Consider the following 26,537-nt stretch of genomic DNA (forward strand, 5'->3'; position numbering starts at 1 on the left):
CGTTGCTATTTTCTTTAAGTTCACGAAAAAAATGAAAAAATTAACTATCGGCTTAATCGGTAACCCTAACTCCGGAAAAACCACGTTGTTCAACCAGCTCACCGGTTCACGCCAGCGAGTGGGTAACTGGGCGGGCGTTACCGTAGAACGTAAAGAAGGTCAGTTTTCAACGCTTGCGCATCAGGTCACACTTGTTGATCTGCCGGGTACCTACTCGCTGACCACCATTTCATCGCAAACTTCTCTGGATGAACAAATTGCCTGCCACTACATCCTGAGTGGTGATGCAGACTTACTGATAAATGTCGTCGATGCATCCAACCTTGAACGCAATTTGTATCTGACGCTGCAATTGCTCGAACTCGGCATTCCGTGTGTCGTCGCGCTTAACATGCTCGACATCGCCGAGAAGCAAGATATTCGCATTGATATCGACGCGCTGGCCGCCCGACTGGGTTGTCCGGTTGTACCGCTGGTTTCCACTCGTGGCCGTGGTATGGAAGGCCTGAAACTGGCAATCGACCGCCGCCAGCCAAACACGCATAGCGATTTAGTGCTTTATCCGCCAAAATTAATTGAAGAAGCCGACAAACTGGCCACTGAAATGCCTTCCGATATGCCCGCACAGCAGCGCCGTTGGTTAGCACTGCAAATGCTGGAGGGCGATATTTACAGCCGTGAATATGCCGGTCATGCCGCTGACAAACTGGACGCGGTGCGTGCACAGCTCGCTGAAGAGAACGAAGATCCAGCACTGCTGATTGCCGATGCACGTTATCAAACCATCGCCGCTATCTGTGATTCCATCAGCAACAGTCTGACCGCCGAGCCGCATCGTTTAACGGCAATGATGGATAAAATCATCCTTAACCGTTTCCTCGGTTTGCCTGTGTTCCTGCTGGTGATGTACCTGATGTTCCTGCTGGCGATTAATATCGGTGGCGCATTGCAGCCCATTTTTGACGGCGGTTCAGCGGCCATTTTTATCCACGGTATTCAGTGGATTGGGGCCACACTTCACTTCCCAAGCTGGCTGACGATTTTCTTAGCGCAAGGTATCGGTGGTGGTATCAACACCGTGCTGCCACTGGTGCCGCAAATCGGCATGATGTACCTGTTCCTCTCATTCCTTGAAGACTCCGGTTACATGGCGCGTGCGGCATTCGTTATGGACCGCCTGATGCAGTCCCTCGGCTTGCCGGGTAAATCATTTGTCCCGTTGATCGTCGGCTTTGGCTGTAACGTGCCTTCGGTGATGGGTGCGCGTACGCTCGATGCCCCGCGTGAACGCCTGATGACCATCATGATGGCGCCGTTTATGTCATGCGGTGCGCGTCTTGCCATCTTTGCAGTATTTGCCGCCGCGTTCTTCGGGCAGCAAGGCGCGCTGGTTGTCTTCTCGCTCTATATTCTGGGCATCGTAATGGCGATTCTGACCGGCCTGATGCTCAAGCACACCATCATGCGCGGTGAAGCAACACCGTTTGTGATGGAACTGCCGGTGTATCACGTTCCGCACCTGAAAAGCCTGCTGCTGCAAACCTGGCAACGCCTGAAAGGTTTCGTGCTGCGTGCCGGTAAAGTTATCGTCATCGTCAGTATTTTCATTGGTGCGCTAAATAGCTTCTCGTTTAGCGGTAAAGAAGTGGACAACATCAATGATTCGGCGCTGGCATCGGTTAGCCGCGTGCTGACCCCGTTGCTCAAACCGATTGGCGTCCACGAAGATAACTGGCAGGCGACCGTTGGCCTGTTTACTGGCGCAATGGCGAAAGAAGTGGTTGTCGGTACATTGAACACGCTTTACACCGCCGAAGACATGCATGAAGAACCGTTTGATGCTGCAAGCTTCAACTTGCTCGACGAGTTAGGCAGTGCTGCCGGTGAAACCTGGCAAAGCCTGAAAGACACCTTTAGCCTGAGCGTGCTGCTCAACCCAATCGAAGCCAGCAAAGGCGATGGTGAAATGGCAAGCGGCGCAATGGGCGTGATGAGCAGCAAATTTGGCAGCCCGGCTGCGGCCTATAGCTACCTGATTTTCGTTCTGCTCTACATCCCATGTATTTCGGTGATGGGCGCAGTGGCCCGTGAATCAAGCCGTGGCTGGATGATGTTCTCGGTACTGTGGGGGCTGAATATCGCTTACTCACTTTCCACGCTTTACTACCAGACAGTGACGTTCAGCGCCCATCCGCAATTCAGCCTGGTCTGTATTCTTGCGGTAGTGTTGTTCAACGTGCTGTTGATTGGCGGCCTGCGCCGCGCCCGTAGCCGTGTTGATGTCAGCATCATGTCGACTCGTAAAACAGTCACCGCGCCCTGCTGTAAAAGCAGTGCTAGCGACTGCCACTAGGGAGAAGGTATGGCGAGTTTAATTGAGATTCGTGATGCGCTGGCGCTGCAAGGCCGCCTGGATGCGACGCAAATTAGCCAACAGCTCGCCACGCCTTTGCCGCTGGTGAACGCCATGCTAGGTCGTCTTGAAGCAATGGGCAAAGCGATGCGCATCACCGAAGACCCAAGCGATTGTCTGACAGGCAGCTGTAAAAGCTGCCCGGAAGGTAAGAAATGTGTTCGGGAAGTGTGGGCGTTGCGGGCGTAAATATTGTAAATGGTGGATGACGCCTGCGGCTTATCCACCCTACAAAACCTTAAATTCCTCAATCACCTGGCAAAACTCCTGCGGATGCGAAATAAACGGCGCGTGTGCTGCTTTCGGGAAAATCACCGCTTTGCTTTGCGGCCAACGCTCATCCAGCAAGCCCGCGATTTTACGTGGTACCAGCCCATCAAGATGCCCATATAAGCGCAAGAACGGCACCGTAAGCTGACTCAACGAATCGCGTAAATCTGCCGTCTTCAGGATTTCCAGGCCGCCGTTTAGCACTTCTACAGTCGGCATAGGCTGCTCAAGCACAACCGCTTTCAGACGGCGAGCATCTTGCCGCGCGGTTTCTGTACCCAGCGTTTGCAGCGCCAGAAAACGCTCCACGGTACGCTGGAAATCTTCGCTTAGTTGGTGCTGAAAGTTCGCCAACACTTCCGGTTTGATTCCCGGCCAGTCGTCATTTGCAGCAAAACAGGGGGACGATGCAACCGTGATTAACCCTTTCACACGTTCGGGATTACCCAGCGCAATCTGACTCGCCACCAGCCCGCCCAAACTCCAGCCCATCCAGATTGCGCGTTCCGGCACTTGCGCCAGGACAACTTCAGCCATCTCTTCAAGCGTCAGCGCGCCGAAATCCTGGCTGCGGCCATAGCCTGGCAAATCGACCAGATGAAGGCGAAAATGCGAGCCGAGTTCCTCGGTAATGCAATGCCACACTTCCGCGTTCAGTCCCCATCCGTGCAGCAGCACAAGATCGACTTTTCCTTCACCTTTTGTCTGCCACCAAAGCTTGCTCATCAGTTACTGTTCTCATTTTTCTACGCAAGGAAGCGAATATGCTAACAATCCCAGGGTTGTGTTGGCTATGCCGGATGCCACTCGCGTGCGCACATTGGGGAGTTTGTTCATGCTGCGCCAAAGCATTACCCTCTCCACCGCCCTGTTGCCCGTGTTGTGGTTTGCCCAGCGCCAATACGCGTGTGGCCTGTGGTCGCTGCCTACAAAAACCGCCCGCGTGGGATTCACTGGTGTTTGTCACCGATTATTGTTCGCCGTTAAAGCAGCTCGTTCAGCATTTTAAATTTAACGCCACCGTGGCGCTGGCTCCGGCTTTAGCGCGTTTACTGCTGCTGAAAGTGCTGGCGACCAGAAACCAGAAAGCGGATTGCATCGTTAGTGTTCCGCTGCATTCACGCCGCGTCTGGCGCCGTGGCTTTAATCAAAGTGACCTGCTGGCAAGACGCCTCTCACACTGGCTGCAATGCGACTATTTCCCACAGGGCATCAAACGAACCCGAGCCACGCAAACACAGCATCAGCTTAACGCCCGAATGCGACGCAACAATCTTAAAGGAGCTTTCAGGGTTGATTTTCCGGTGGCAGGCCGCCATATAATTATTGTGGATGATGTCGTCACGACGGGCAGTACGGTGGCGGAAATTGCGCGAATGCTGAAAAAGCAGGGCGCGGCGACTATCCAGGTGTGGTGCCTTTGTCGAACCTTGTAGACCCTCGATGATGGGCGTATTATAACCGACTAAAATAGTCAACTATTGAGCAATCGTTATGATCCGTATTTCCGATACAGCACAATCCCACTTTGCCAAACTGCTGGCAGGTCAGGAAGAAGGGACGCAAATTCGCGTATTCGTCATCAATCCTGGTACTCCAAATGCGGAGTGCGGGGTTTCTTACTGTCCGCCGGATGCGGTAGAAGCATCAGATACTGCCCTCAAATTCGAGCAGTTGACCGCATATGTCGATGAATTGAGCAAACCTTATCTTGAAGATGCTGAAATTGATTTCGTTACCGACCAGCTTGGTTCGCAGCTGACGCTGAAAGCGCCAAACGCGAAAATGCGTAAAGTTTCCGATGATGCGCCTTTGATGGAGCGCGTTGAATATATGCTGCAAGCGACGGTAAACCCGCAGCTGGCAGGCCACGGTGGTCGCGTTACGCTGATGGAAATTACCGACGAAGGTTTTGCGATTCTGCAATTTGGCGGCGGTTGTAACGGCTGTTCAATGGTAGACGTGACCCTGAAAGAAGGCATCGAGAAGCAACTGCTGGCAGAGTTCCCTGAACTGAAAGGCGTTCGTGATTTGACCGAACACCAGCGTGGCGAACACTCGTACTACTGATTTTCACCCTCATCCCGGCCCTCTCCCGCAGGAGAGGGAGCAAAGCAAGTTCGCTCTTCTGGGATGTTTCTTATACGCAACTTTGAAGGGCAGTTCCTGCCAATTCGGAGAAGGTTCCGTTCACCAGGCGAAAGTATATTTATGTCGCCTCGGAACAGGTGAACGTCTTAGGGTGGCCACCGTCGCCACCCTAAGAACCCGGACTCCCGGCAAATAAATCGCCGCAAGCGGTAAACCTCCATTTTGCCTCCGTGTCAGGGTCGGTTGCGATTCGTTCCCGACGATCGCGCCCTCCAGCCGTTCCCGACGGCTGGCCCCTGCCACCTGGAGTCAAAATGGAGGCGATTTAAGCCGGACCCGAAAGTCAAAGTCAAAAGCCAGATCGGTTTTGACCTTGTTCCCGGCTTCAATCGCACCGTTTTTTACCCTTCAGTTGGGGTCACGTGGTCGGGAACCACGTGAGAGAGCGATCGTCTGGAACGAATCGCGAACGACCCCGAATGTTGGGTGAAAAACGGTGTTTACCGCTTTAGCGGCGATTGATTTGCCGGGCGCCTGGATTATTAAGGAGTTGGCGTTAACTCCTTAATACGTTCACCATTTTCGGGAATTAAAGAGATAACTGAACGCACGGGTGAACGGAAAACCTGCGGGGCTTACAGATCTCGCCCCGACAAGATTGCCAGGGCGAGTTGTATATAAGAGACTGGCCTCGGGAGAAAGTTAGAGCGAGAGCGTATTACACCTTCACCTTTTCTTACGTCGCTTATCCAAATCCTTCAGCAACTTATTCACAGTTTCGTCTGCGAACATTGCTTCGAGCGATGTCGACAACTTGCGCCGCCAGTTTTTGTACTGGTAGCTGGTGCCTGGAATATTCACCGGCTCCGCCATACCTAACCAATCTTCCGGTTGCAGACCCAACAACGCACTGTTGCTGTCGGCGATGTAGCGCTGCATTGCGCGATTAAGCGTTGAAGTCATCGCCATCAGCGAGGCTTTGTGCCCTGCTCGTTTAGGCAAACAACCATATTCGTGCAGGCTATCCAGCAAACCTTGTTTCGCACGCTCACGATCCTGATACAGCTCCGTCAGCATCTCTTCATCAGGATAAAGCCCAAGCGTTTTACCCAGCGTCAAATCACCGCTTTCCCAGTAACCACGCAGCGTCGGTAAATCGTGGGTGGTGGCAACCGCCATCGACTGCTTCGGCCACGCTTTTGGCGAGCGGAACTGCTTTTCGTCGTCATGCTCGAAATAGAGCACTTTGTAAGAGTAAACCCCGCTATCGCGCAGCTTACCGACGATCTCAACCGGTACAGTACCCAGATCTTCACCGATCACCATGCAATTATGGCGTTTGCTTTCCAGAGCCAGGATCGACAGGAGATCGTCAACCGGGTAATGCACGTATGCGCCTTTGTCTGCGGTTTCGCCATACGGTATCCACCACAAACGCAGCATCGACATCACATGGTCAATACGCAATGCACCGCAGCTGGTCATATTGGCGCGTAGCAGCTCGATAAACGGCTGATAGGCGCGCGCAGTAATCACATGCGGGTCCATCGGCGGCAAACCCCAGTTCTGGCCGAGCGGGCCAAGAATATCCGGCGGTGCACCAACTGAGGCTTTCAGGCAGTAAAGCTCACGGTCACACCAGGTTTCAGAACCGCCTTCAGCAACACCTACCGCTAAGTCGCGATACAGGCCGATTGGCATTTTAAAGCCCTGACTGGTTTGCCAGCATGCATCGAACTGAACGTAGGCAAGGTATTGCAGCCACAGATAGAAATTCACTTCGTCACTGTGTTCGGTACAGAACTCTTTTACTTCAGGATTGTGCGCGTCGCGGAAACCTTCCGGCCACACCGGCCAGCCCCAGCGCATTTCATCTTCTTTGACCTGATAGGCATGCAGCGCATCGAACGCCGCCTGGTAATACAGGCTGTCGCTGCCTTCCTGCACAAACTTCTGGAAGGTAACAACTTGCTCATCACGCGCCCCGCGCCGCGAGAATTGCTTCCACGCCATCCGCAGCGCAGCCATCTTCAGCACGGTAACGGTGGAATAATCTACCCACTGTGCATCACGAACTTCTTTCAGCATTTGCTGCGTGACCGGCATTTTCCACCAGTCTTGCGCTTCATCACTGAGCAAGAAATCATCAACCGCGTTCACATCGATATAAATCACGTTCAACCAACGACGAGACGACGGGCTGTACGGGCTGGCGCTTTCCGGATTTGCAGGATACAACGCGTGGATTGGGTTCAGGCCGATAAACGAACCGCCGCGTTTTGCCACATCCACCAGCATGCGCTGTAAATCACCGAAATCGCCAATTCCCCAGTTATGCGCGGAACGTAAGGTGTAGAGCTGCACGCATGCACCCCACAGTTTCTCATCCTGCATCAGAGCCGCAGGTTCATAACAGCGCTTTGGCGCAACAATCACGCGGCACTGCCAGTGGTGTTCGTTCTGGCTGACCGTGAGGTCGTGATAGCCTTCCGCCAGAACAGAAGGGAGAGTGAGTTTTTTGCCCGCCAGAACATGACCTTTGTGCTGCTTACCGTCTTCGGTAGTCAGTTGCCAGGTGTAATCACCGTTGCCTTCCAGCACCGTCGCCATGCGAGTGCCGGAGGTAAACACCAGCACATTTGCGACCGGCGTAACCGCCACCTTTTTCAAGGTGGTGGTACGGCTCATGGCTTCCAGCAAACGCTGCTTGGTGTCCGCAGGAATAGCCTGCGGTTTGCCATGGGCGTTAATGTAGTTTGGGCTAATTCCCGCCTCAAGAGCGGCGTTATCAAGACGTTTGCTGTCCATGCGTTCCCTTAGCGTTTTGCCTGCCAGATGCGTTGCTGATAATCACGGATAGAGCGATCGGAGCTGAACATGCCGCAACGTGCCGTGTTCAGAATCGCAGCGCGAGTCCATGCCTCCTGGTCGAGATACAACGCATCAGCTAATTTCTGAGCTTCTGCATAGGCGGTGAAATCGGCCATCACTAAATACGGATCGCCACCTTCTTTGCCGATACTGTGCAGCATCTGATCAAAGGCGTGTTTATCACCATCAGCGTAAATGCCCTTCTCAAGCTCTTTGAGCACAGCATCCAGCGCTTTGTCTTTCTTACGCCATTTCACCGGGTCATAGCCTTTAGCTTTCAGCGCTTTCACTTGTTCCACGGTGTGACCAAAGATAAAGATGTTTTCCTCACCCACTTTCTCGGCGATTTCGACGTTCGCGCCATCCAGCGTGCCGACTGTCAGTGCACCGTTGAGTGCCAGTTTCATGTTGCCGGTACCGGAAGCTTCTTTACCTGCGGTAGAGATTTGTTCAGAAATATCCGCCGCCGGGATCATCACTTCCGCCGCAGAAACGCAGTAGTCCGGCAAGAACACCACTTTCAACTGATCGCCAACGATCGGATCGTTATTGATTGCGTGCGCGACTTTGTTGATCGCGAAGATAATATTTTTAGCCAGGTAGTAACCCGGTGCCGCTTTCGCGCCGAACAGATACACACGCGGTACACGGGAAGCACCTGGGTTTTCACGAATCTCTTTGTACTGCGCCAGGATATGCAGCAGGTTCAAGTGCTGGCGTTTATATTCGTGCAGGCGTTTGATTTGCACGTCGAACAACGCATCCGGGCTTATCACGATGCCAGTGCGCGCTTTGACGAATGCCGCCAGTTTCACTTTGTTCTGGTATTTGATGTCGCGATATTCTTTGCGGAATTTCGCGTCGTCAGCGTATTTTTCCAGCCCTTCGAGCACATCCAGATCGTTAGCCCACTCTTTCTTGAGCTTCTTATCCAGCAATGCAGCAAGCGCCGGGTTGCACTGTTTAATCCAGCGGCGTGGCGTGATGCCGTTGGTGACGTTATGGAATTTGTTCGGCCACAACTGGTGATATTCCGGGAACAGGTCTTTCACTACCAGATCGGAGTGCAGCGCCGCCACACCGTTTACCGCAAAGCCACTGACCACGCACATGTTCGCCATGCGAACTTGTTTGTCGTAAACCACCGCCAGTTTCGCCCAAACTGCTTCATCACCCGGCCAGGTTTTAGTCACCAGTTTCTTAAAGCGTGCGTTGATCTCATTGATAATCTGCATATGACGCGGCAGCAGCGCCTTCACCAGTTTCTCGTCCCAGCACTCCAGCGCTTCCGGCATCAACGTGTGGTTGGTGTACGCGAAGGTTTTGCTGGTGATGGCCCAGGCGTCGTCCCAGCTCATCTGGTGCTCGTCGATTAATACGCGCAGCAGTTCAGGAATGGCGATAGTCGGGTGCGTGTCGTTAAGCTGAATGACTTCAAACTCCGCCAGTTCAGAAAGTTTGCGGCCCGCAAGATGGTGACGACGTAAAATATCGCCCACTGAACACGCACACTGGAAATACTGCTGCATCAGGCGCAGCTTCTTGCCGTTCAGGTGGTTGTCGTTCGGGTAGAGTACTTTCGTCAGTTTTTCAGCGTCGATACCCTGTTGTTCTGCTTTCAGGAAATCGCCGTCATTGAATTTGGTGAGGTCAAAAGGATGCGCATGTTTTGCCTGCCACAAACGCAGCGGTTGCGCCACGCCGTTACGATAGCCAAGCACCGGCAAATCCCAGGCTTCGCCATGGAATATAAACGCCGGTTCCCAACGCACGGTTTTACCGTCTTTCAACACTTTGCCGCCGACGCCGACCTGCACGTCGAGCGCCGAGTTATGCTGGAACCACGGGTAGCTGCCGCGCTTCCAGTCGTCGGGCGCTTCCATCTGCTGGCCGTCTTTGAACGACTGGCGGAACAGGCCGTACTGGTAATTCAGGCCGTAACCAATCGCAGACTGGCCAACCGTTGCCATAGAGTCCAGGAAGCATGCAGCAAGACGCCCCAGGCCACCATTGCCTAGCGCCGGGTCGGTCTCTTCTTCCAGCAAATCAGTCAGGTTGATATCGAATGCTTTCAGTTCATCCGCCACTTCCTGATACCAGCCAAGGTTCAGCAAGTTGTTGCCCGTCAGACGACCAATCAAAAACTCCATTGAGATGTAGTTAACGTGGCGCTGCTTCTTCTCAGGTTTAGCCACAGGCTGCGACACCAACAGTTCTGCCAGCGCACCACTCACGGCGTGCCACCACTGTTGCTGGGTCATTTCTGAGGCTGAGTGCAGTCCATATCGCTGCCACTGACGTGTCAGTGCAGCCTGAAATTGTGCTTTATTGAAGGTCGTCTGTGACATAGGGGCTCGGGTCCTGTGATGTTCTAATTTCATTACCCGTTAGTGTGCCGGGTGGCCTGGGCTTATTCCTCCTCCTGAGGGGGATTAGGGAGGGAGGAGTAGCGGGGAGTAGCTAGAAATGTGATCGCCGCCACTTAACGGTAGGTGCTTGCTGGCAGAATGCCCACCAGCACTGAATTTTTGCTTCGACCAACTCTACGCCTCGATTGGATTCATCTAATCAATAGATTTGTGACAAAGTGCAACTTACAACGTCTGAAACCCTTAACAATCTTGCAATAAGCCGCAATCTGGTCGACCTTGTAGTTAGTATTAATTACGAAGCGTGAAAAAAATCGCATTCGTGCATATCTCATACACAGTGAAGTGATTGACCATGCTGATCCCCTCCAAATTAAGTCGTCCAGTTCGTCTGGAAAATACAGTGGTCCGCGACCGGCTGTTGATGAAATTATCAACAGCTAATAACTATCGGCTGGCGCTAATAACCAGCCCGGCGGGTTATGGGAAAACCACACTGATTTCTCAGTGGGCGGCAGGGAAAAATGAGCTAGGTTGGTACTCTCTGGATGAGGGTGATAACCAACAAGAACGATTCGCCAGCTATTTGATAGCGGCTATTCAACAAGCTACATCTGGTCATTGTGTGACCAGCGAAGTGATGGTGCAAAAACGCCAATACTCAAGTCTGACAGCCTTATTCGCACAGCTCTTTATTGAAATGGTGGAATGGCATCGCCCACTATTTTTAGTGATTGATGATTATCATCTAATTACTAACCCTGTAATTCATGAAGCTATGCGCTTTTTCATTCGCCACCAGCCAGAAAATATGACGCTGGTCGTGTTGTCGCGCAATTTGCCACAGCTGGGAATCGCCAATTTACGCGTGCGCGATCAGCTGCTGGAAATTGGTAGCCAGCAACTTGCATTTACACATTCGGAAGCGAAACAATTCTTTGACCATCGACTGAATTCTCCACTCGAACATACCGACAGCAACAGCCTGTGTGATGATGTCGCGGGCTGGGCAACCGCACTGCAATTAATCGCGCTTTCCGCACGCCAGAACAGCAACTCATCGGCGCATCACTCTGCGCGTCGTCTTTCGGGCATTAATGCCAGCCACTTATCCGACTATCTGGCCGATGAAGTGCTGGATAATGTCGATGCGCAAACGCGTAACTTCCTGCTGCGTAGCTCAGTCCTGCGTTCGATGAACGATGCATTGATTGTGCGTGTCACGGGCGAAGAGAACGGCCAGATGCGTCTTGAAGAAACCGAACGACAGGGATTATTCATTCAACGCATGGATGACAGCGGCGAGTGGTTCCGTTTTCACCCACTGTTTGGCAATTTCTTGCGTCAGCGCTGCCAATGGGAACTGGCGACAGAACTTCCGGATATTCATCGCGCCGCCGCAGAAAGCTGGATGGCGCAGGGCTTCCCAAGCGAAGCTATTCACCACGCCCTTGCCGCAGGTGACGCCACCCTGCTGCGCGACATCTTGCTGCATCATGCCTGGGCACTGTTTAATCACAGCGAACTCACGTTGCTGGAAGAGTCGTTAAAAGCGCTGCCGTGGGAAAGCCTGCTGGAAAACCCAAAACTTGTTTTGCTTCAGGCGTGGCTGATGCAAAGCCAACATCGCTACAGCGAAGTGAACACGCTTCTGGCGCGAGCTGAACAAGAAATGAATGTCGTGATGGACGATGTCATGCATGGCGAATTCAACGCCCTGCGTGCCCAGGTTGCCATTAATGACGGCAACCCGGAGGAAGCAGAACGTCTGGCCATGATTGCTCTCGACATGCTGCCGCTTGCTAGCTTCTACAGCCGCATTGTCGCAACATCAGTTCATGGTGAAGTGCTGCACTGCAAAGGTGAGCTCACCAAATCGTTGTCTGTTATGCAGCAAACTGAGCAGATGGCGCGCCGCCACGATATGTGGCATTACGCGTTATGGGGCTTATGTCAGCAGAGTGAAATTTTGCTGGCGCAGGGCTTTCTTCAGTCCGCCTGGGAATGCCAGGAAAAAGCCTTTGCGCTGATTGAAGAGCAGCACCTTGAGCAACTCCCCTTACATGAGTTCCTGCTGCGTATTCGTGCGCAACTCCTGTGGGCATGGTCGCGCCTGGATGAAGCGGAAGCAACCACTCGCATGGGTCTGGAAGTACTTTCAGGTTATCAACCACAACAGCAATTACAGTGCATGGCGTTATTAGTGCAATGTTCACTGGCGCGAGGCGACCTGGACAATGCGCGTAATCACCTGAACCGACTTGAAAACTTGCTGGGCAATGGTGCGTTCCATAGCGACTGGGTTTCCAACGCCGACAAAGTGCGGGTGATTTACTGGCAAATGACGGGGGATAAAAAATCTGCCGCCAACTGGCTGCGCCTGACGCCGAAACCAGAATTTGCCAATAACCATTTCCTGCAAAGCCAGTGGCGCAATATCGCCCGCGCACAAATTTTGCTGAGTGATTTCGAACCGGCTGAAATGGTGCTGGAAGAGTTAAACGAAAATGCGCACAGCCTGCGTTTAATGAGCGATCTTAACCGCAACCTGCTGTTGTTGAACCAGCTTTACTGGCAGGCGGGGCGTAAAAGCGATGCGCAGCGCGTGTTGCTGGAAGCACTTGCTTTAGCTAACCGCACAGGGTTTATCAGCCACTTCGTCATTGAAGGTGAAGCGATGGCGCAGCAGTTGCGCCAGTTAATCCAACTCAACACACTGCCTGAGCTGGATCAACACCGCGCGCAGCGCATTTTGCGTGAAATTAACCAGCATCATCGCCATAAGTTCGCCCATTTTGATGAGAACTTTGTTAACCGTTTACTGACGCACCCTGAAGTACCGGAGCTTATTCGTACCAGTCCACTGACTCAGCGCGAATGGCAAGTTTTAGGGCTGATTTATTCAGGTTATAGCAATGAACAAATCGCCGGAGAGCTGGATGTTGCGGCCACGACGATTAAAACGCACATTCGTAATTTGTATCAGAAGCTGGGTGTCGCGCATCGTCAGGATGCGGTGCAGCATGCGCAGAAATTGCTGAAGATGATGGGTTACGGAGTTTAAGAAATAATCCTCTCCCTAAGGGAGAGGACTGTTTAAGAGTTTTAAGACGCCAGCGATAACTTCGCCTTAACGCCCCGCTTTACTAGCCACTGCGCCACCCGCGCCTGCTGTTCTTCGGTCAACCACATCCCTAATTTGGTACGACGCCAGATGGCATCATCAACACCACGCACCCACTCATGCTCAACCAGGTAGCGCAATTCGGCCTCGTAAAACTCATGTCCGAAATCTTCACCTAAATCACTGATGCTGGTGGCTCTGCCCAGAATCAAATCACTGTTGCTACCGTAAGTACGTGAGAAACGGCGTGCCAGGCTTTCTGTCAGGAACGTGTAACGGCGGCGCAACTGTGCGGCGTAGTCATCACGATCGCCACGAATATCGCCACCCGGCAAGGTGCTAGTTTTGGTCCAGGCCGGGCCCATTTTTGGGTAATAGCCTTTCAGTTTATCCAGTGCGTGTTCGGCGAGTTTACGATACGTTGTGAGCTTGCCGCCAAACACAGACAGCAGCGGTGCTTTGCCCTGCTCGTCATGGATATCGAGCGTGTAGTCACGCGTGATCGCCTGCGGTGAATCAGACTCATCGTCGCAAAGTGGGCGCACACCCGAATATGTCCAGACGATATCCTCGCGGCTCAGCGTCTTTTTAAAGTGCGCGTTATAAGCATTCAGCAGGTAATTAATTTCATTCTCGTCGATGTGAACATCTTTCGGATCGCCCTTATATTCCACATCGGTGGTACCAATAATAGAAAACTCATCCATCCACGGAATCACGAACACGATACGCTTATCTTCGTTTTGTAGAATGTAAGCCTGCTTCTGGTTGTGCACACGTGGCACCACGATATGGCTGCCTTTGATCAATCGGATACCGTATGGCGAAGGCAGTTGCAGACCATCATCAAAGAAGTTCTTCACCCACGGACCGGTGGCATTTACCAGGCCACGAGCGCGCCAGGTAAAGGTTTCGCCGCTATCGATATCCTGGGCTTCAACAATCCAGTGACCATTTTCACGGCGAGCGCTGGTTGCGCGGGTACGTGTTTTCACTTCCCCACCTTCACGCGTCACCATTTGTGCGTTCGCCAGAACCAGGCGAGCATCGTCTACCCAGCAGTCAGAATATTCGAAACCGCGCACAATATTTGATTTTAGAACGGAATCTGAGCCAAAACGCAAACTGGTAGATGCAGGCAAGCTGGTGCGCTTACCGAGATGGTCGTACATAAACAGGCCAATTCGAATCATCCACGCCGGGCGCAGATGTGGGCGATGTGGCAAACGAAAGCGCATCGGGAAGGCGATATGTGGCGCCATATTGAGCAGCACTTCGCGCTCGGCTAATGCTTCGCTCACTAAACGAAACTCGTAATGTTCCAGGTAGCGTAGGCCACCGTGAATCAATTTAGAGCTATTAGATGATGTAGCACTGGCCAGATCCTGCGCTTCGAGCATCAACACGGATAAACCACGGCCTGCGGCGTCAGCGGCGATACCTGCCCCGTTAATTCCTCCGCCAATCACAATCAGATCTTTAGTTTCCATGTTGCCCTCACACGCTTTCGTTAAAGTTCAAATATGTTCGTTATCGCTCATACTAGCAAGACTACGCGCGGTTTGTAACGAAAAAAAAACATTACTGCGTGATATGGATAACATAATGACGTTAATATCAGCGGGCAAAGGGCTGATTCCCTTAATATGGCGTAAGCCGATTCAATAGAGTGACGAGTAAATTCATGGAAACTTTTGAGTGTATTGGTGTGGAAGAAGCACACCAGAAATTGCAGCAAAAACACGCTGTGTTAGTGGATATCCGCGATCCACAAAGCTTTGCGATGGGCCATACGCCAGGCGCGTTCCATCTGACCAACGACCGTCTTGTCGCTTTTATGCAGCAAACCGATTTTGAAACGCCGGTGATGGTGATGTGCTATCACGGCAACAGCAGCAAAGGTGCGGCGCAGTATTTGCTGCAACAAGGATACGATCAGGTGTATAGCGTCGATGGTGGTTTTGACGCATGGCACCGTCATTTCCCGGCTGAAGTCGAACATGGCGCATCTTAAATCGTCAGGGAATAGAGACGTTGCGGGTATAATCATTTTTTTCTGTACGGATTTAGTAGAAAACCTATGATCATGATTACCTCGTTTGCCAACCCGCGAGTCGCGCAGGCATTTGTCGACTATATGGCGACGCAGGGGATTATCCTCACAATTCAAACCCATGAACAAACGGATATCTGGCTGGCAAACGACAGCCAGGAATCCCGTGTTCGTGCCGAGCTTGAACAATTCCTCGCAAACCCTGGTGACTCACGCTATCTGGCAGCAAGCTGGAATACAGGTCATACAGGTGGTGGTTTGCGTTATCAGCGCTACCCTTTCCTGGCCACAATTTCGCAAAAAGCGGGCCCCTTCACGATGGTCATTATGGCCGCCTGTGTGTTGGTCTACCTGCTGATGCAAATCGTAGGCGATCGTGCGGTCATGACCTGGTTAGCCTGGCCATACAAAGACAGTTTGCACTATGAATTGTGGCGCTATTTCAGCCATGCGTTGATGCACTTTTCTATTATGCATATCGCGTTTAACTTGCTGTGGTGGTGGTATCTCGGCGGCCCGGTGGAAAAGCGCCTCGGCAGCGGGAAACTCATTACATTAACGCTGGTTTCTGCACTGTTGAGCGGTTTCGTGCAGGCGAAATTCGGCGGCCCGTTGTTTGGTGGCTTATCCGGCGTGGTTTATGCGCTGATGGGTTATGTCTGGCTACGTGGCGAACGCGATCCAGAAAGCGGCATCTATATGCAGCGCGGCCTGATGGGCTTTGCGTTATTGTGGATTGTGATAGGATTTTTCGATGTTTTAGGAATGTCGATCGCCAATGCTGCACACATCACCGGCCTGGTTGTTGGGCTCGCGATGGCGCTGGTTGATACAATGCATGCGCGAAAACGAACATAGCATTTCAGGAGAATAAAACAGCGTGAAGCAAACACAACGTCATGATGCGATTGTCGAATTGGTTAAAAAACAAGGCTATGTCAGTACCGAAGAGCTCGTCGAACAGTTTGCAGTCAGCCCGCAAACTATTCGTCGCGATCTAAACGATCTGGCAGACCAGAATCTGATCATGCGCCATCACGGTGGCGCCGCTCTGCCTTCAAGTTCTGTGAATACGCCGTGGCACGATCGTAAGGCGACCCAGACGGCGGAAAAAGAGCGTATCGCGCAAAAGGTTGCCAGCCAGATCCCTAACGGTGCCACGCTGTTTATTGATATCGGCACCACACCGGAAGCCGTCGCTCATGCGTTGTTGAATCACAGCAATTTGCGCGTGGTAACCAATAACTTGAACGTGGCTAACACGCTCAAGGTTAAAGAAGACTTCCGCATTATTCTGGCCGGCGGCGAATTACGCAGCCGCGACGGTGGCATTATCGGCGAGGCGACACTCGATTTTATCTCTCAGTTCAGGTTGGATTTCGGCATTCTGGGGATTAGCGGCATCGACGGTGACGGTTCGCTGCTGGAGTTTGATTATCACGAAGTTCGCACCAAACGCGCCATCATTGAAAACTCGCGCTGCGTAATGCTGGTGGTGGATCACTCTAAATTCGGCCGTAATGCGATGGTGAATCTGGGCAGTATTGCTTTGGTGGATGCGGTATATACCGATGCCATTCCACCAGCAGGCGTGATGCAGGTGATTGCTGAGAATAATGTGCAACTGGAGTTGTGCTGAGATTGTTTTGCGGTGGATGACGCGTTGCGTATCCACCCTACGTTCAGAATTGTAGGGCGGATACGCGCAGCGTCATCCGCCACTACTTATCCGCCCATGGATTACAATCTCACCGGTTTGATATGCCAAATCTCATCGGCGTATTCCTGAATCGTCCTGTCAGACGAGAAATAACCCATGTTGGCAATATTGTGCATGGTTCGAATGGTCCACTCTTCCGGCTGGCGATACAGCTCATCTACTCTGTCCTGGCAATCCACATAGCTGCGGTAATCTGCCAATACCTGATAGTGGTCACCAAAGTTAATCAGTGAATCCAGCAGGTCACGGTAGCGCGTCGGTTCGCCCGGACTGAACGTGCCCGTACCGATTTGCGTCAACACCTGGTGCAGCTCTTCATCTTTTTCATAATATTCGCGCGGCTGATAGCCTTTACGCCGTAGCGTTTCGACCTCTTCCGCCGTATTACCAAAGATAAAGATATTATCTGCCCCCACATGCTCCAGCATTTCGACGTTTGCCCCATCAAGCGTGCCGATAGTCAGCGCACCGTTCAGGCCAAACTTCATATTACTGGTGCCGGATGCTTCAGTTCCCGCCAGAGAGATCTGCTCGGAGAGATCCGCCGCAGGGATAATGATCTGCGCAAGGCTAACGCTGTAGTTCGGGATAAACACCACTTTCAAACGATCTTTGACTACCGGATCGTTGTTGATCACCGCCGCCACATCATTGATGAGGTGAATAATGTGTTTTGCCATGTAATAAGCTGACGCCGCTTTACCAGCGAAGATATTCACGCGCGGCACCCAATCGGCTGTCGGATCGGCCTTAATGCGGTTGTAGCGCGTGATCACATGCAGCACGTTCATTAACTGACGTTTGTACTCGTGAATACGTTTGATCTGCACATCAAACAGCGCATTTGGGTTGACTACCACATTGAGCTGCTGGCCGATGTAACTTGCCAGACGCTTCTTGTTGGCAAGCTTCGCCTTACGCACATCCTGATGCACCGTTGGGTAATCAATATGCTGTTTCAGGTCGTTCAACTGGCTAAGATCGGTACGCCAGGTGCGGCCAATATTTTCATCCAACACTTCTGAAAGCGGTGGGTTAGCCAAAGCCAGCCAGCGACGTGGTGTCACGCCGTTCGTTTTATTACAAAAACGCATCGGGAAGATGGCAGCAAAATCAGCAAATAACGACTGAACCATCAGGTTGGAGTGCAGTTCAGAAACGCCATTCACTTTGTGGCTGACTACCACTGCAAGCCATGCCATACGAACTTTACGGCCATTGGATTCATCAATAATCGAAGTGCGCCCCAGTAGAGCGGTATCGTTTGGATGCTGCTCCTGAAGAGTTTTCAGGAAGTAGTCGTTAATCTCGAAGATTATCTGCAAATGGCGCGGCAGAATTTTGCCCAGCATATCTACCGGCCAGGTTTCCAGCGCCTCACTCATCAAGGTGTGGTTGGTGTACGAGAATGCCTGGCAGCAAACCTCAAAGGCATCTTCCCAGCTGAACTTATGCTCATCGATTAACAAACGCATCAGCTCAGGAATCGCTAATACCGGATGTGTGTCGTTGAGGTGGATGGCGATTTTATCCGCCAGATTGTCATAGGTTTTATGTAGCTGGAAATGGCGGCTAAGAATGTCCTGCACTGTTGATGAGACCAGGAAATACTCCTGGCGCAAACGCAGTTCACGGCCTGAATAGGTCGAGTCATCCGGGTAGAGCACGCGCGAGACGTTTTCCGAATGGTTTTTATCTTCTACCGCTGCGAAATAATCGCCCTGGTTAAATTTACCGAGGTTAATTTCGCTACTGGCCTGCGCATTCCACAGACGCAGCGTGTTTGTTGCATCGGTATCGTAGCCAGGGATTATCTGGTCATACGCGACCGCAAGTATTTCTTCAGTTTCTACCCAGCGGAATTTTTTGGCTTCAAGCTGCACGCGCCCACCAAAGCGCACTTTGTAGCGTGTGTTGTGGCGCTTGAACTCCCACGGGTTACCGTACTCGAGCCAGTAGTCCGGGGACTCTTTCTGCCGGCCATCAACGATATTTTGTTTGAACATGCCATAGTCGTAGCGAATACCATAACCACGGCCCGGCAAACCGAGCGTTGCCAGTGAATCGAGGAAACAGGCGGCGAGACGACCGAGCCCGCCATTACCGAGGCCGGGGTCGTTCTCTTCGTCAATCAACTCTTCAAGATCCAGCCCCATCTCTTCCAGTGCGTTTTTGACATCCTCATAAATACCTAATGAAAGCAGCGCATTAGAGAGCGTGCGGCCAATCAAAAACTCCATCGACAGATAGTAAACCTGGCGAACTTCCTGGGATAGCTGAGCACGGTTAGAACGCAGCCAGCGCTCTACCAACCTGTCACGAACCGCAAACAACGTGGCGTTTAGCCACTCATGTTTGTTCGCAATGGCAGGGTCTTTCCCAACCGTAAACATCAGTTTATAGGCGATTGAGTGCTTTAGAGCCTCAATACTGAGCGTCGGTGAAGCATAGGAAAAGGGTGCGTTCATATCAGTGATTCCTGGTGGATGGCTACAGCAAACGTTGGTACAGATCGCGGTAGGAATGCGCCGCTACCTGCCAGCTAAAATCCATGCCCATTGCCTGACGTTGAACAAATCGCCACAGCGAAGGGCGAGACCACAACACGAAGGCACGCCGGATCGCTCTTAACAGCGACCAGGCATTACTGTCTTCAAACACGAATCCACTGGCGATACCGTCAGCCAGGTTTTCCAGCGAACTGTCAGACACGGTATCTGCAAGCCCGCCTGTACGCCGCACCAATGGCAATGTGCCGTACTTAAGGCCATACAATTGCGTTAAGCCGCAAGGTTCAAAACGACTCGGCACCAGAATGACATCTGCCCCGCCTATAATGCGGTGCGAGAAAGCTTCGTGATAACCAATTTGAACACCCACCTGCCCGGGATGCTCTGCCGCCGCCGCAAGGAATCCTTCCTGCATCACCGAATCACCCGCGCCGAGTAACGCCAGTTGCCCACCTTGCTCGAGTAACCCCGGCAACGCTTCCAGCACCAAATCCAGGCCTTTCTGGCTGGTTAAACGGCTGACGACTGCAAACAGCGGTGCTTTATCGTTAACCTTCAGTCCCATCGCCACCTGCAGTTGGCGTTTGTTCTCAGCCTTTTCCTCCAGCGTGTCGCGGGTATAGCGAGCAGCCAGAAGCAAGTCATGAGCCGGGTCCCAAATTTTCTCATCCACGCCGTTAAGAATACCTGACAGCCTTCCCTCACGGTGGCGCTGGCGCAACAGCCCTTCCATGCCGTAAGCAAATTGCGGTTCGGTTATCTCGCGGGCATAAGTCGGGCTGACCGCCGTAATATGATCAGCATAGTAAAGGCCAGCTTTCAAGTACGAAATTTGACCATTGAACTCCAGGCCGTTCATGTCATAGAACGACCAGGGCAGATCAATTTCATTCATATGATGGGCGTAAAACAGCCCCTGATACGCCAGGTTATGGACAGTAAATACCGATTTTGCCGGGCGACCACGCGCTTCCAGGTACGCAGGTACCAGGCCCGCATGCCAGTCATGCGCATGCACAATATCCGGGCGCCAGAAGGGGTCCAGACCACATGCCATCTCAGCGCCGACCCAACCCAACAATGCAAAACGGTGCACGTTGTCGGTGTAAGCGAACTGATTGGTGTCGTGATATGGGCTACCGGGACGATCGTATAAATGTGGGGCGTCAATCAGGTAAATTCCCACGCCGTTGAAGTGGCCATATAACAAAGTCATATGACCCGCGAAGGTGTCGCGATGTGCCACAACCTGCGCATCAACAATGCCACGACGAATGTCAGGGAAAGCAGGCAGCAAGACTCGCGTCTCAACACCGCCTGCAATTTGTGCCGCCGGTAACGCGCCAAGCACATCTGCCAGACCACCCGTTTTCAGCAGTGGAAACATTTCAGAACATACATGTAAGACCTGCATTATCGCTCCCATATGGAAAGTCGCAGCGCTCTCATCAAGTAAACTTCAGGAGCGCCAAACGATAAAACTTCACCGTGCAACCCTTGCTGCACGGTGATCAATCCTTTAAAACTTAACCAGGCAGCTTGGCCAGCATTTCACGGGTGACAAGCACAATGCCTTCTTCAGAACGGTAGAAACGGCGTGCATCTTCTTCGGCGTTTTCCCCGACAACCATCCCTTCAGGAATGACGCAGGCGCGGTCGATAATGCAACGGCGTAAACGGCACGAACGCCCGACGATGACGTCTGGCAACAATACTGAGGAATCAATATTGCAAAACGAGTTAACGCGCACGCGGGGGAACAACACTGACTGAACCACCACGGAGCCCGAAATAATGCAGCCGCCAGACACCAGCGAGTTCAGCGTCATACCGTGGCTGCCGGAGCGGTCTTGCACAAATTTCGCCGGAGGCAACGGTTCCATGTGGGTGCGAATCGGCCAGTCGCGGTCGTACATATCCAGTTCCGGCGTCACCGAGGCGAGGTCGAGGTTGGCTTTCCAGTAAGCTTCCAGGGTACCAACATCGCGCCAGTACGGTTCGGCATCCGGGTCTGATTGCACACAAGAAAGCGGGAATGGGTGGGCAAACGCCGAACCTGATTTCATGACGTACGGGATGATATCTTTCCCGAAGTCGTGGCTTGAGTTTTCGTTTTTGTCGTCAGTTTCCAGCAATTCGTACAAGTAATCGGCATCGAAAACGTAGATACCCATGCTGGCGAGCGCTTTCGTGTCATCGCCCGGCATAGACGGCGGATTTGCCGGTTTCTCAACGAATTCGATAATTTTCTCTTCGCTATCAACCGCCATTACGCCAAATGCAGAAGCTTCATGGAGTGGAACAGGCATACATGCCACGGTACAGCGCGCACCTTTCTCCACATGGTCTATCAACATGCGTGAGTAATCTTGCTTGTAGATATGATCACCCGCGAGGATAACCACGTACTCGGCTTTGTAGCGGCGGATAATATCGAGGTTTTGCGTAACGGCATCAGCCGTGCCGCGATACCAGTTTTCACCATGTACACGTTGCTGTGCCGGGAGCAAATCGACAAACTCGTTCATCTCTTCGCTAAAAAATGACCAGCCACGTTGGATATGTTGAACCAACGTATGCGACTGATATTGCGTAATCACGCCGATACGGCGAATACCCGAGTTAATGCAATTGGACAGCGCAAAATCAATAATGCGGAACTTGCCACCAAAGTGGACAGCAGGCTTGGCGCGCGTTGAGGTTAAATCTTTCAATCGGGTACCGCGCCCACCAGCCAGAATCAGGGCGACAGATTTGTTTGGCAGTTGTCTTGCCAACATCAGAGGATCGTTCTTATCAAGCCTAACCATGACTGACTCCTTTTTTATGATTTCTGGAAAACGCATACTCCGTGCGCGGGACCATGCCATACAGCCATCACCACCGGGTTGTCTTCACCGGCAAACGGAGGAATAGCACGCCATTCCCCTTCGGGTAGAACGATGTCGGCCACTTCTTCGGTAGCGTTAATCGTTATTAGCCAACGGTCTGAGAGTTGGATTTGTAACCGATGAACCCCGTTCTCCCATTCGTCAGCATTCAGAGGTTGAGCCTCTTTATTCCACCAGCGCACATTGCCATCGCCTTCCTCCCACCAGACATTCCGGGTTAATGCCGGAATCGTCTTGCGTAGATGAATCAATGCCGCGGTAAAAGTGGTTAAGCCATCGTTGCAGTGTTCCCAGTCAAGCCATGTCAGTTGGTTATCCTGGCAATAAGCATTGTTATTACCATGCTGACTGTGACCGTGTTCATCACCGGCCAAAAGCATCGGCGTACCCTGAGAAAGCAGTAACAATGTGAGCAAGGCGTGAACACTGTCGCGCCGCCGTTCTTTAATATAAAGCGAGGCTTCCAGCCCTTCGAAGCCATAGTTATTGCTGTAGTTATTGTTGGTGCCATCACGGTTGTCTTCACCGTTCGCTTCATTGTGTTTTTGGTTGAAGCTGACACAATCGCGCAAGGTAAAACCGTCGTGAGCCGTGATTAAATTGATGCTGGTCGAAGGGAGACGCTCCCCATGTCGATAGACATCACTTGAACCGGCAAAGCGGCAAGCGAATCCACCTAACGATAAATCTTGTCGCAGCCAGAAACGCCGCATGCCATCACGAAAATGATCGTTCCATTCCGCAAATAACGGCGGGTAGTTGCCGACCTGATACCCCCCCGCGCCAATATCCCACGGCTCAGCAATCAGCTTTATCTGCGACAAAACCGGATCGTTTTTGATCGCCTCAAACAATGGTGCATCCTGACGGAACTCTGGCGTACGCCCCATGATCGAGGCAAGATCGAAACGGAATCCGTCAATATGGCAGCTGTCGACCCAATAACGCAGGCAATCCACCACCTGCGCCACCACACCTGGCGTACTCAAATTCAAGGTGTTACCGCAACCAGTCCAGTTCTGGTAATCACCATTGTCCATTAACCAATAATAGCTACGGTTATCGATTCCGCTCAGCGAGAGGGTTGGACCGTCACGATCAAGTTCCGCGCTGTGGTTAAGAACAATGTCGAGAATCACCTCAATGCCCGCTTCGTGCAGCGCTTTCACCGCACCACGCAGCTCGTTGGCGGCCGCCAGTGGATCATGATTCACAGCGTAATAACCTTCGACGGCGTAAAACGAACGCGGGTTATAGCCCCAATAGTTGCTTAACCCTAAATGGGCGACGCGCGGCTCCGTAACAAAATGCGCGACCGGCATCAGTTCAAGCGCCGTGATCCCGAGGCGTTTGAAATAGTTAATCATCACCGGATGGCCGAGTGCGGCATAAGTACCACGCAGCTCTTCGGGTATTTCAGGGTGTAGAAGCGTCAACCCACGAACATGCGCTTCGTAAATAACGGTGTCACCCCAAGGGGTACGCGGGTGTTCGTCGCCTTCCCAGTCAAACTTATCGCGCACCACCATGCATTTCGCCATGTGTGGGCCGCTGTCTTCCAGATTCGGCTCGTCATAGCCACCGTGAAGATGCGGGTGGTTATCGACACCGCCAACAACCACTCGAGCGCAAGGGTCTAGCAGCAGTTTTGCCGGGTTAAAACGATGCCCGTTTTGCGGATCCCACGGGCCATGGACGCGATAGCCATATTTCAGGCCAGGCTTTGCATCGGGCAAATAACCATGCCAGATGTCGCCTGTGCGCACCGGCAAGTCATAACGCCGCTCGTGGCCGTGTTCGTCAAAAACGCAGAGTTCGACTTTTTCTGCATGAGCCGAAAACAGCGTGAAATTGACGCCTTTGCCATCAAAAAACGAACCATACGGAGCCGGGTTCCCGGCAGTGAGTTGCGTCATTCAGCCTCCCGTACCAACCAGATAGTCGAAAGCGGAGGTAGTGTCAGACTCAGGGAGTGCTCGCGACCGTGGCTTGGAATAGCATCGCTCTGCACGGCACCGCTGTTTCCGGCATTACTGCCGTGATAATGCATTGAGTCTGTATTCAGCTCCTCGCGCCAGCGACCTGGCTGATTAATGCCAAAGCGATAGTTGTAGCGCGGCACCGGCGTGAAGTTGCTGGCGACAATAATTTCGTTACCTTTTGAATCGCGGCGTACAAAGATAAAGACGGAATTAATGTTGTCTTCCACCACCAGCCATTCAAAACCATAGCTGTCAAAATCCAGTTCATGCATCGCGGCGTGGTGGCGATATGTGTGGTTTAAATCGCGTACCAGGCGTTTCACGCCGTGGTGCCAGTTGTCGCCGCCTTCCAGCAAATGCCAGTCGAGACTACTGTCGTGGTTCCACTCTCGCCCTTGGGCAAATTCATTGCCCATAAACAGCAGTTTCTTGCCGGGGAAAGCCCACATCCAACCGTAGTAAGCACGCAGGTTGGCAAATTTCTGCCAGGCATCACCCGGCATACGGTCGAGAATGGATTTTTTGCCATGTACCACTTCATCGTGCGACAAAGGCAGTACGAAGTTTTCGGTGCTGTTGTACAACATGCCAAAAGTCATCTTGTCGTGATGATACTGGCGATGCACCGGGTCGAGTTTCATGTAATCGAGCGTGTCGTGCATCCAGCCGAGGTTCCATTTAAACCAGAAACCTAAACCCCCCATGGAAGGTGGCCGCGACACGCCAGTAAAATCGGTAGACTCTTCAGCCATGGTCACCGCACCCGGCGTTTGCTCGCCAATAATACGGTTGGTATTGCGCAGGAATTCAATCGCTTCGAGGTTTTCACGCCCGCCTTTATCGTTAGGTATCCACTCGCCAGGCTGGCGGCTGTAATCGCGATAAATCATCGATGCCACCGCATCAACGCGTAAGCCATCAATACCGAAGCGCTCAATCCAGTACAGCGCGTTACCCACCAGATAGTTGCTGACTTCGCGCCGCCCGTAGTTATAAATCAGCGTGTTCCAGTCCTGGTGATAACCTTCGCGCGGATCGCCGTGTTCATACAGCGAAGTGCCATCGAATTTCGCCAGGCCCGCGTCGTCCGTCGGGAAATGCCCTGGAACCCAGTCCAGTAAAACGTTTAAGCCCGCAGCATGCGCGGCATTAATAAAGTAGCGGAAGTCTTCACGCGTACCGAAGCGGCGTGTTGGCGCGTATAAACCTTGTGGTTGATACCCCCAACTGCCATCGAACGGGTGCTCGTTAATCGGCAACAGCTCGAGGTGAGTAAAGCCCATCTCTTTGACGTACGGCACCAGTTGATCTGCCAATTCGCGGTAACTGAGCCAGAAATTATTGTCGGCATGGCGACGCCACGAACCAAGATGTACTTCATAAATTGAAATTGGCTGATCAAAGCCATTCGCATGCTGGCGCGCAGGGCTAAGGGTAGTTTTGTCAGGCAAGCCACAAATCAGCGACGCGGTTTCCGGGCGCATTTGCGACTCAAACGCATACGGGTCAGCCTTCAGGCGCAGATGCCCTTCGGTATCAATCAGTTCGAATTTGTAGAGTTGCCCAGGATGAGCGCCAGGAATAAAGAGTTCCCAGATACCGCTTTCACGGCGCAAACGCATCGGGTGGCGACGGCCATCCCAATAGTTAAATTGCCCAACAACTGAGACACGGCGGGCGTTAGGTGCCCAAACGGAGAAACGCGTTCCGGTCACGCCGTCCATGGTGTCGGCATGCGCGCCGAGCGTTTCATAGGGGCGTAAGTGCGTGCCTTCGGACAACAGCCAACTATCCATCTCCTGAATTAGCGGCCCAAAGCGATAGGGATCATCAATAAGATTTTCATGGCCATGCCAGACAACAGCAAGTTGATAACGGAAAAGATTTTTACGTCGCGGGATAACCCCGCAAAAGAAACCACGTGAATCAATACACTCTAACTTGCCGACCTTCCCACCGGTCTTCGGGTCGATAATCCACACTTCTGTCGCGTTCGGTAACAGGGCACGAACTTCCAGCCCGGCTTCAGTTTTATGCATTCCCAGCAGAGAAAAAGGATCAGCAAAATGACCCGCAATTAGCGCATTTATCACGTCTTTTTCTGGATGAACAGACATGGTTTCGTCCTGTTTTTTGTCATTCATTGACCCTAACGGACGGCAATAACATTGTTTTCCTGCAAGCCGTTCCGCCCAACTAATCTTCATGGCGGTTTATCGCCCTGAATAAAGCATAGCCAACGC

At 52.3% G+C, this 26,537-nt stretch carries 17 protein-coding genes; 8 read left to right on the forward strand and 9 right to left on the reverse strand.

The window, feature by feature from the left end; genetic code table 11:
• The first annotated feature begins 31 nt into the window (after window positions 1-31).
• Both feoB and feoC read left to right on the forward strand, forming a co-directional pair.
• Window positions 32-2,353: a Fe(2+) transporter permease subunit FeoB gene (feoB, locus tag LVQ76_RS12215; RefSeq protein ID WP_232921735.1), complete on the forward strand. Its 2,322-nt coding sequence runs from the start codon at window positions 32-34 to the stop codon at window positions 2,351-2,353.
• A 9-nt stretch (window positions 2,354-2,362) separates the two neighbouring features.
• Entirely contained in the window at window positions 2,363-2,602 is a 240-nt protein-coding gene (feoC, locus tag LVQ76_RS12220) for a [Fe-S]-dependent transcriptional repressor FeoC (protein WP_232863803.1), read from the forward strand.
• Window positions 2,603-2,641: 39 nt separating this feature from the next.
• Here feoC and bioH read toward each other — a convergent pair whose 3' ends face one another.
• The gene (bioH, locus tag LVQ76_RS12225) at window positions 2,642-3,409 is read right to left on the reverse strand and encodes a pimeloyl-ACP methyl ester esterase BioH (RefSeq protein ID WP_232921736.1); all 768 of its coding nucleotides are present in this window, start codon (window positions 3,407-3,409) and stop codon (window positions 2,642-2,644) included.
• A 38-nt stretch (window positions 3,410-3,447) separates the two neighbouring features.
• Here bioH and gntX point away from each other — a divergent pair, with 38 nt between their 5' ends.
• Window positions 3,448-4,119, forward strand: a complete 672-nt coding sequence (gene gntX / locus LVQ76_RS12230; RefSeq protein ID WP_232921737.1) for a DNA utilization protein GntX — start codon at window positions 3,448-3,450, stop codon at window positions 4,117-4,119.
• A 58-nt stretch (window positions 4,120-4,177) separates the two neighbouring features.
• Window positions 4,178-4,753: a Fe-S biogenesis protein NfuA gene (gene nfuA, locus LVQ76_RS12235; RefSeq protein WP_064542768.1), complete on the forward strand. Its 576-nt coding sequence runs from the start codon at window positions 4,178-4,180 to the stop codon at window positions 4,751-4,753.
• Between the two features lie 747 nt (window positions 4,754-5,500).
• Here nfuA and malQ read toward each other — a convergent pair.
• Together malQ and malP are read right to left on the reverse strand one after the other, a co-directional pair.
• Window positions 5,501-7,582, reverse strand: coding sequence for a 4-alpha-glucanotransferase (gene malQ, locus LVQ76_RS12240; protein ID WP_232921738.1), 2,082 nt, complete (start codon window positions 7,580-7,582; stop codon window positions 5,501-5,503).
• Window positions 7,583-7,590: 8 nt separating this feature from the next.
• Window positions 7,591-9,993, reverse strand: a complete 2,403-nt coding sequence (gene malP / locus LVQ76_RS12245; protein WP_232863807.1) for a maltodextrin phosphorylase — start codon at window positions 9,991-9,993, stop codon at window positions 7,591-7,593.
• 376 nt (window positions 9,994-10,369) lie between these two features.
• Between malP and malT the strand changes: the two genes are divergently transcribed.
• Window positions 10,370-13,078, forward strand: a complete 2,709-nt coding sequence (gene malT, locus LVQ76_RS12250) for an HTH-type transcriptional regulator MalT (protein WP_232921739.1) — start codon at window positions 10,370-10,372, stop codon at window positions 13,076-13,078.
• Window positions 13,079-13,119: 41 nt separating this feature from the next.
• Here the strand turns inward: malT and glpD are convergent, their stop codons facing one another.
• Window positions 13,120-14,628, reverse strand: coding sequence for a glycerol-3-phosphate dehydrogenase (gene glpD, locus LVQ76_RS12255; RefSeq protein ID WP_232921740.1), 1,509 nt, complete (start codon window positions 14,626-14,628; stop codon window positions 13,120-13,122).
• Between the two features lie 194 nt (window positions 14,629-14,822).
• Between glpD and glpE the strand changes: the two genes are divergently transcribed.
• The 3 genes from glpE to LVQ76_RS12270 all read left to right on the forward strand — a co-directional run bounded on the left by glpE (window position 14,823) and on the right by LVQ76_RS12270 (window position 16,830).
• Window positions 14,823-15,152, forward strand: coding sequence for a thiosulfate sulfurtransferase GlpE (gene glpE, locus LVQ76_RS12260; RefSeq protein WP_134186019.1), 330 nt, complete (start codon window positions 14,823-14,825; stop codon window positions 15,150-15,152).
• 66 nt (window positions 15,153-15,218) lie between these two features.
• Window positions 15,219-16,049: a rhomboid family intramembrane serine protease GlpG gene (glpG, locus tag LVQ76_RS12265; protein ID WP_151993684.1), complete on the forward strand. Its 831-nt coding sequence runs from the start codon at window positions 15,219-15,221 to the stop codon at window positions 16,047-16,049.
• Between the two features lie 22 nt (window positions 16,050-16,071).
• Window positions 16,072-16,830 (forward strand): DeoR/GlpR family transcriptional regulator, encoded by a 759-nt coding sequence (locus LVQ76_RS12270; RefSeq protein ID WP_151993685.1) that lies wholly within the window; start codon window positions 16,072-16,074, stop codon window positions 16,828-16,830.
• Window positions 16,831-16,931: 101 nt separating this feature from the next.
• On the opposite strand, the gene glgP is transcribed toward LVQ76_RS12270, so the two are convergent.
• The 5 genes from glgP to glgB all read right to left on the reverse strand — a co-directional run bounded on the left by glgP (window position 16,932) and on the right by glgB (window position 26,411).
• Window positions 16,932-19,379, reverse strand: a complete 2,448-nt coding sequence (glgP, locus tag LVQ76_RS12275) for a glycogen phosphorylase (protein WP_232921741.1) — start codon at window positions 19,377-19,379, stop codon at window positions 16,932-16,934.
• A gap of 22 nt (window positions 19,380-19,401) precedes the next feature.
• On the reverse strand, window positions 19,402-20,835 hold the full coding sequence (glgA, locus tag LVQ76_RS12280) for a glycogen synthase GlgA (protein ID WP_151993687.1): 1,434 nt from the start codon (window positions 20,833-20,835) through the stop codon (window positions 19,402-19,404).
• Between the two features lie 112 nt (window positions 20,836-20,947).
• Window positions 20,948-22,231, reverse strand: coding sequence for a glucose-1-phosphate adenylyltransferase (glgC, locus tag LVQ76_RS12285; RefSeq protein ID WP_232921742.1), 1,284 nt, complete (start codon window positions 22,229-22,231; stop codon window positions 20,948-20,950).
• Window positions 22,232-22,245: 14 nt separating this feature from the next.
• A complete protein-coding gene (gene glgX / locus LVQ76_RS12290; RefSeq protein ID WP_232921743.1) occupies window positions 22,246-24,228 on the reverse strand; it encodes a glycogen debranching protein GlgX in 1,983 nt (660 codons plus the stop codon).
• Window positions 24,225-26,411: a 1,4-alpha-glucan branching enzyme gene (gene glgB, locus LVQ76_RS12295; RefSeq protein WP_151993690.1), complete on the reverse strand. Its 2,187-nt coding sequence runs from the start codon at window positions 26,409-26,411 to the stop codon at window positions 24,225-24,227. Before glgB ends, glgX begins: the two co-directional genes overlap by 4 nt.
• Between the last annotated feature and the right edge of the window lie 126 nt (window positions 26,412-26,537).

This window comes from Buttiauxella cochleicola (assembly GCF_021283185.1).
Lineage (GTDB): Bacteria > Pseudomonadota > Gammaproteobacteria > Enterobacterales > Enterobacteriaceae > Buttiauxella > Buttiauxella massiliensis.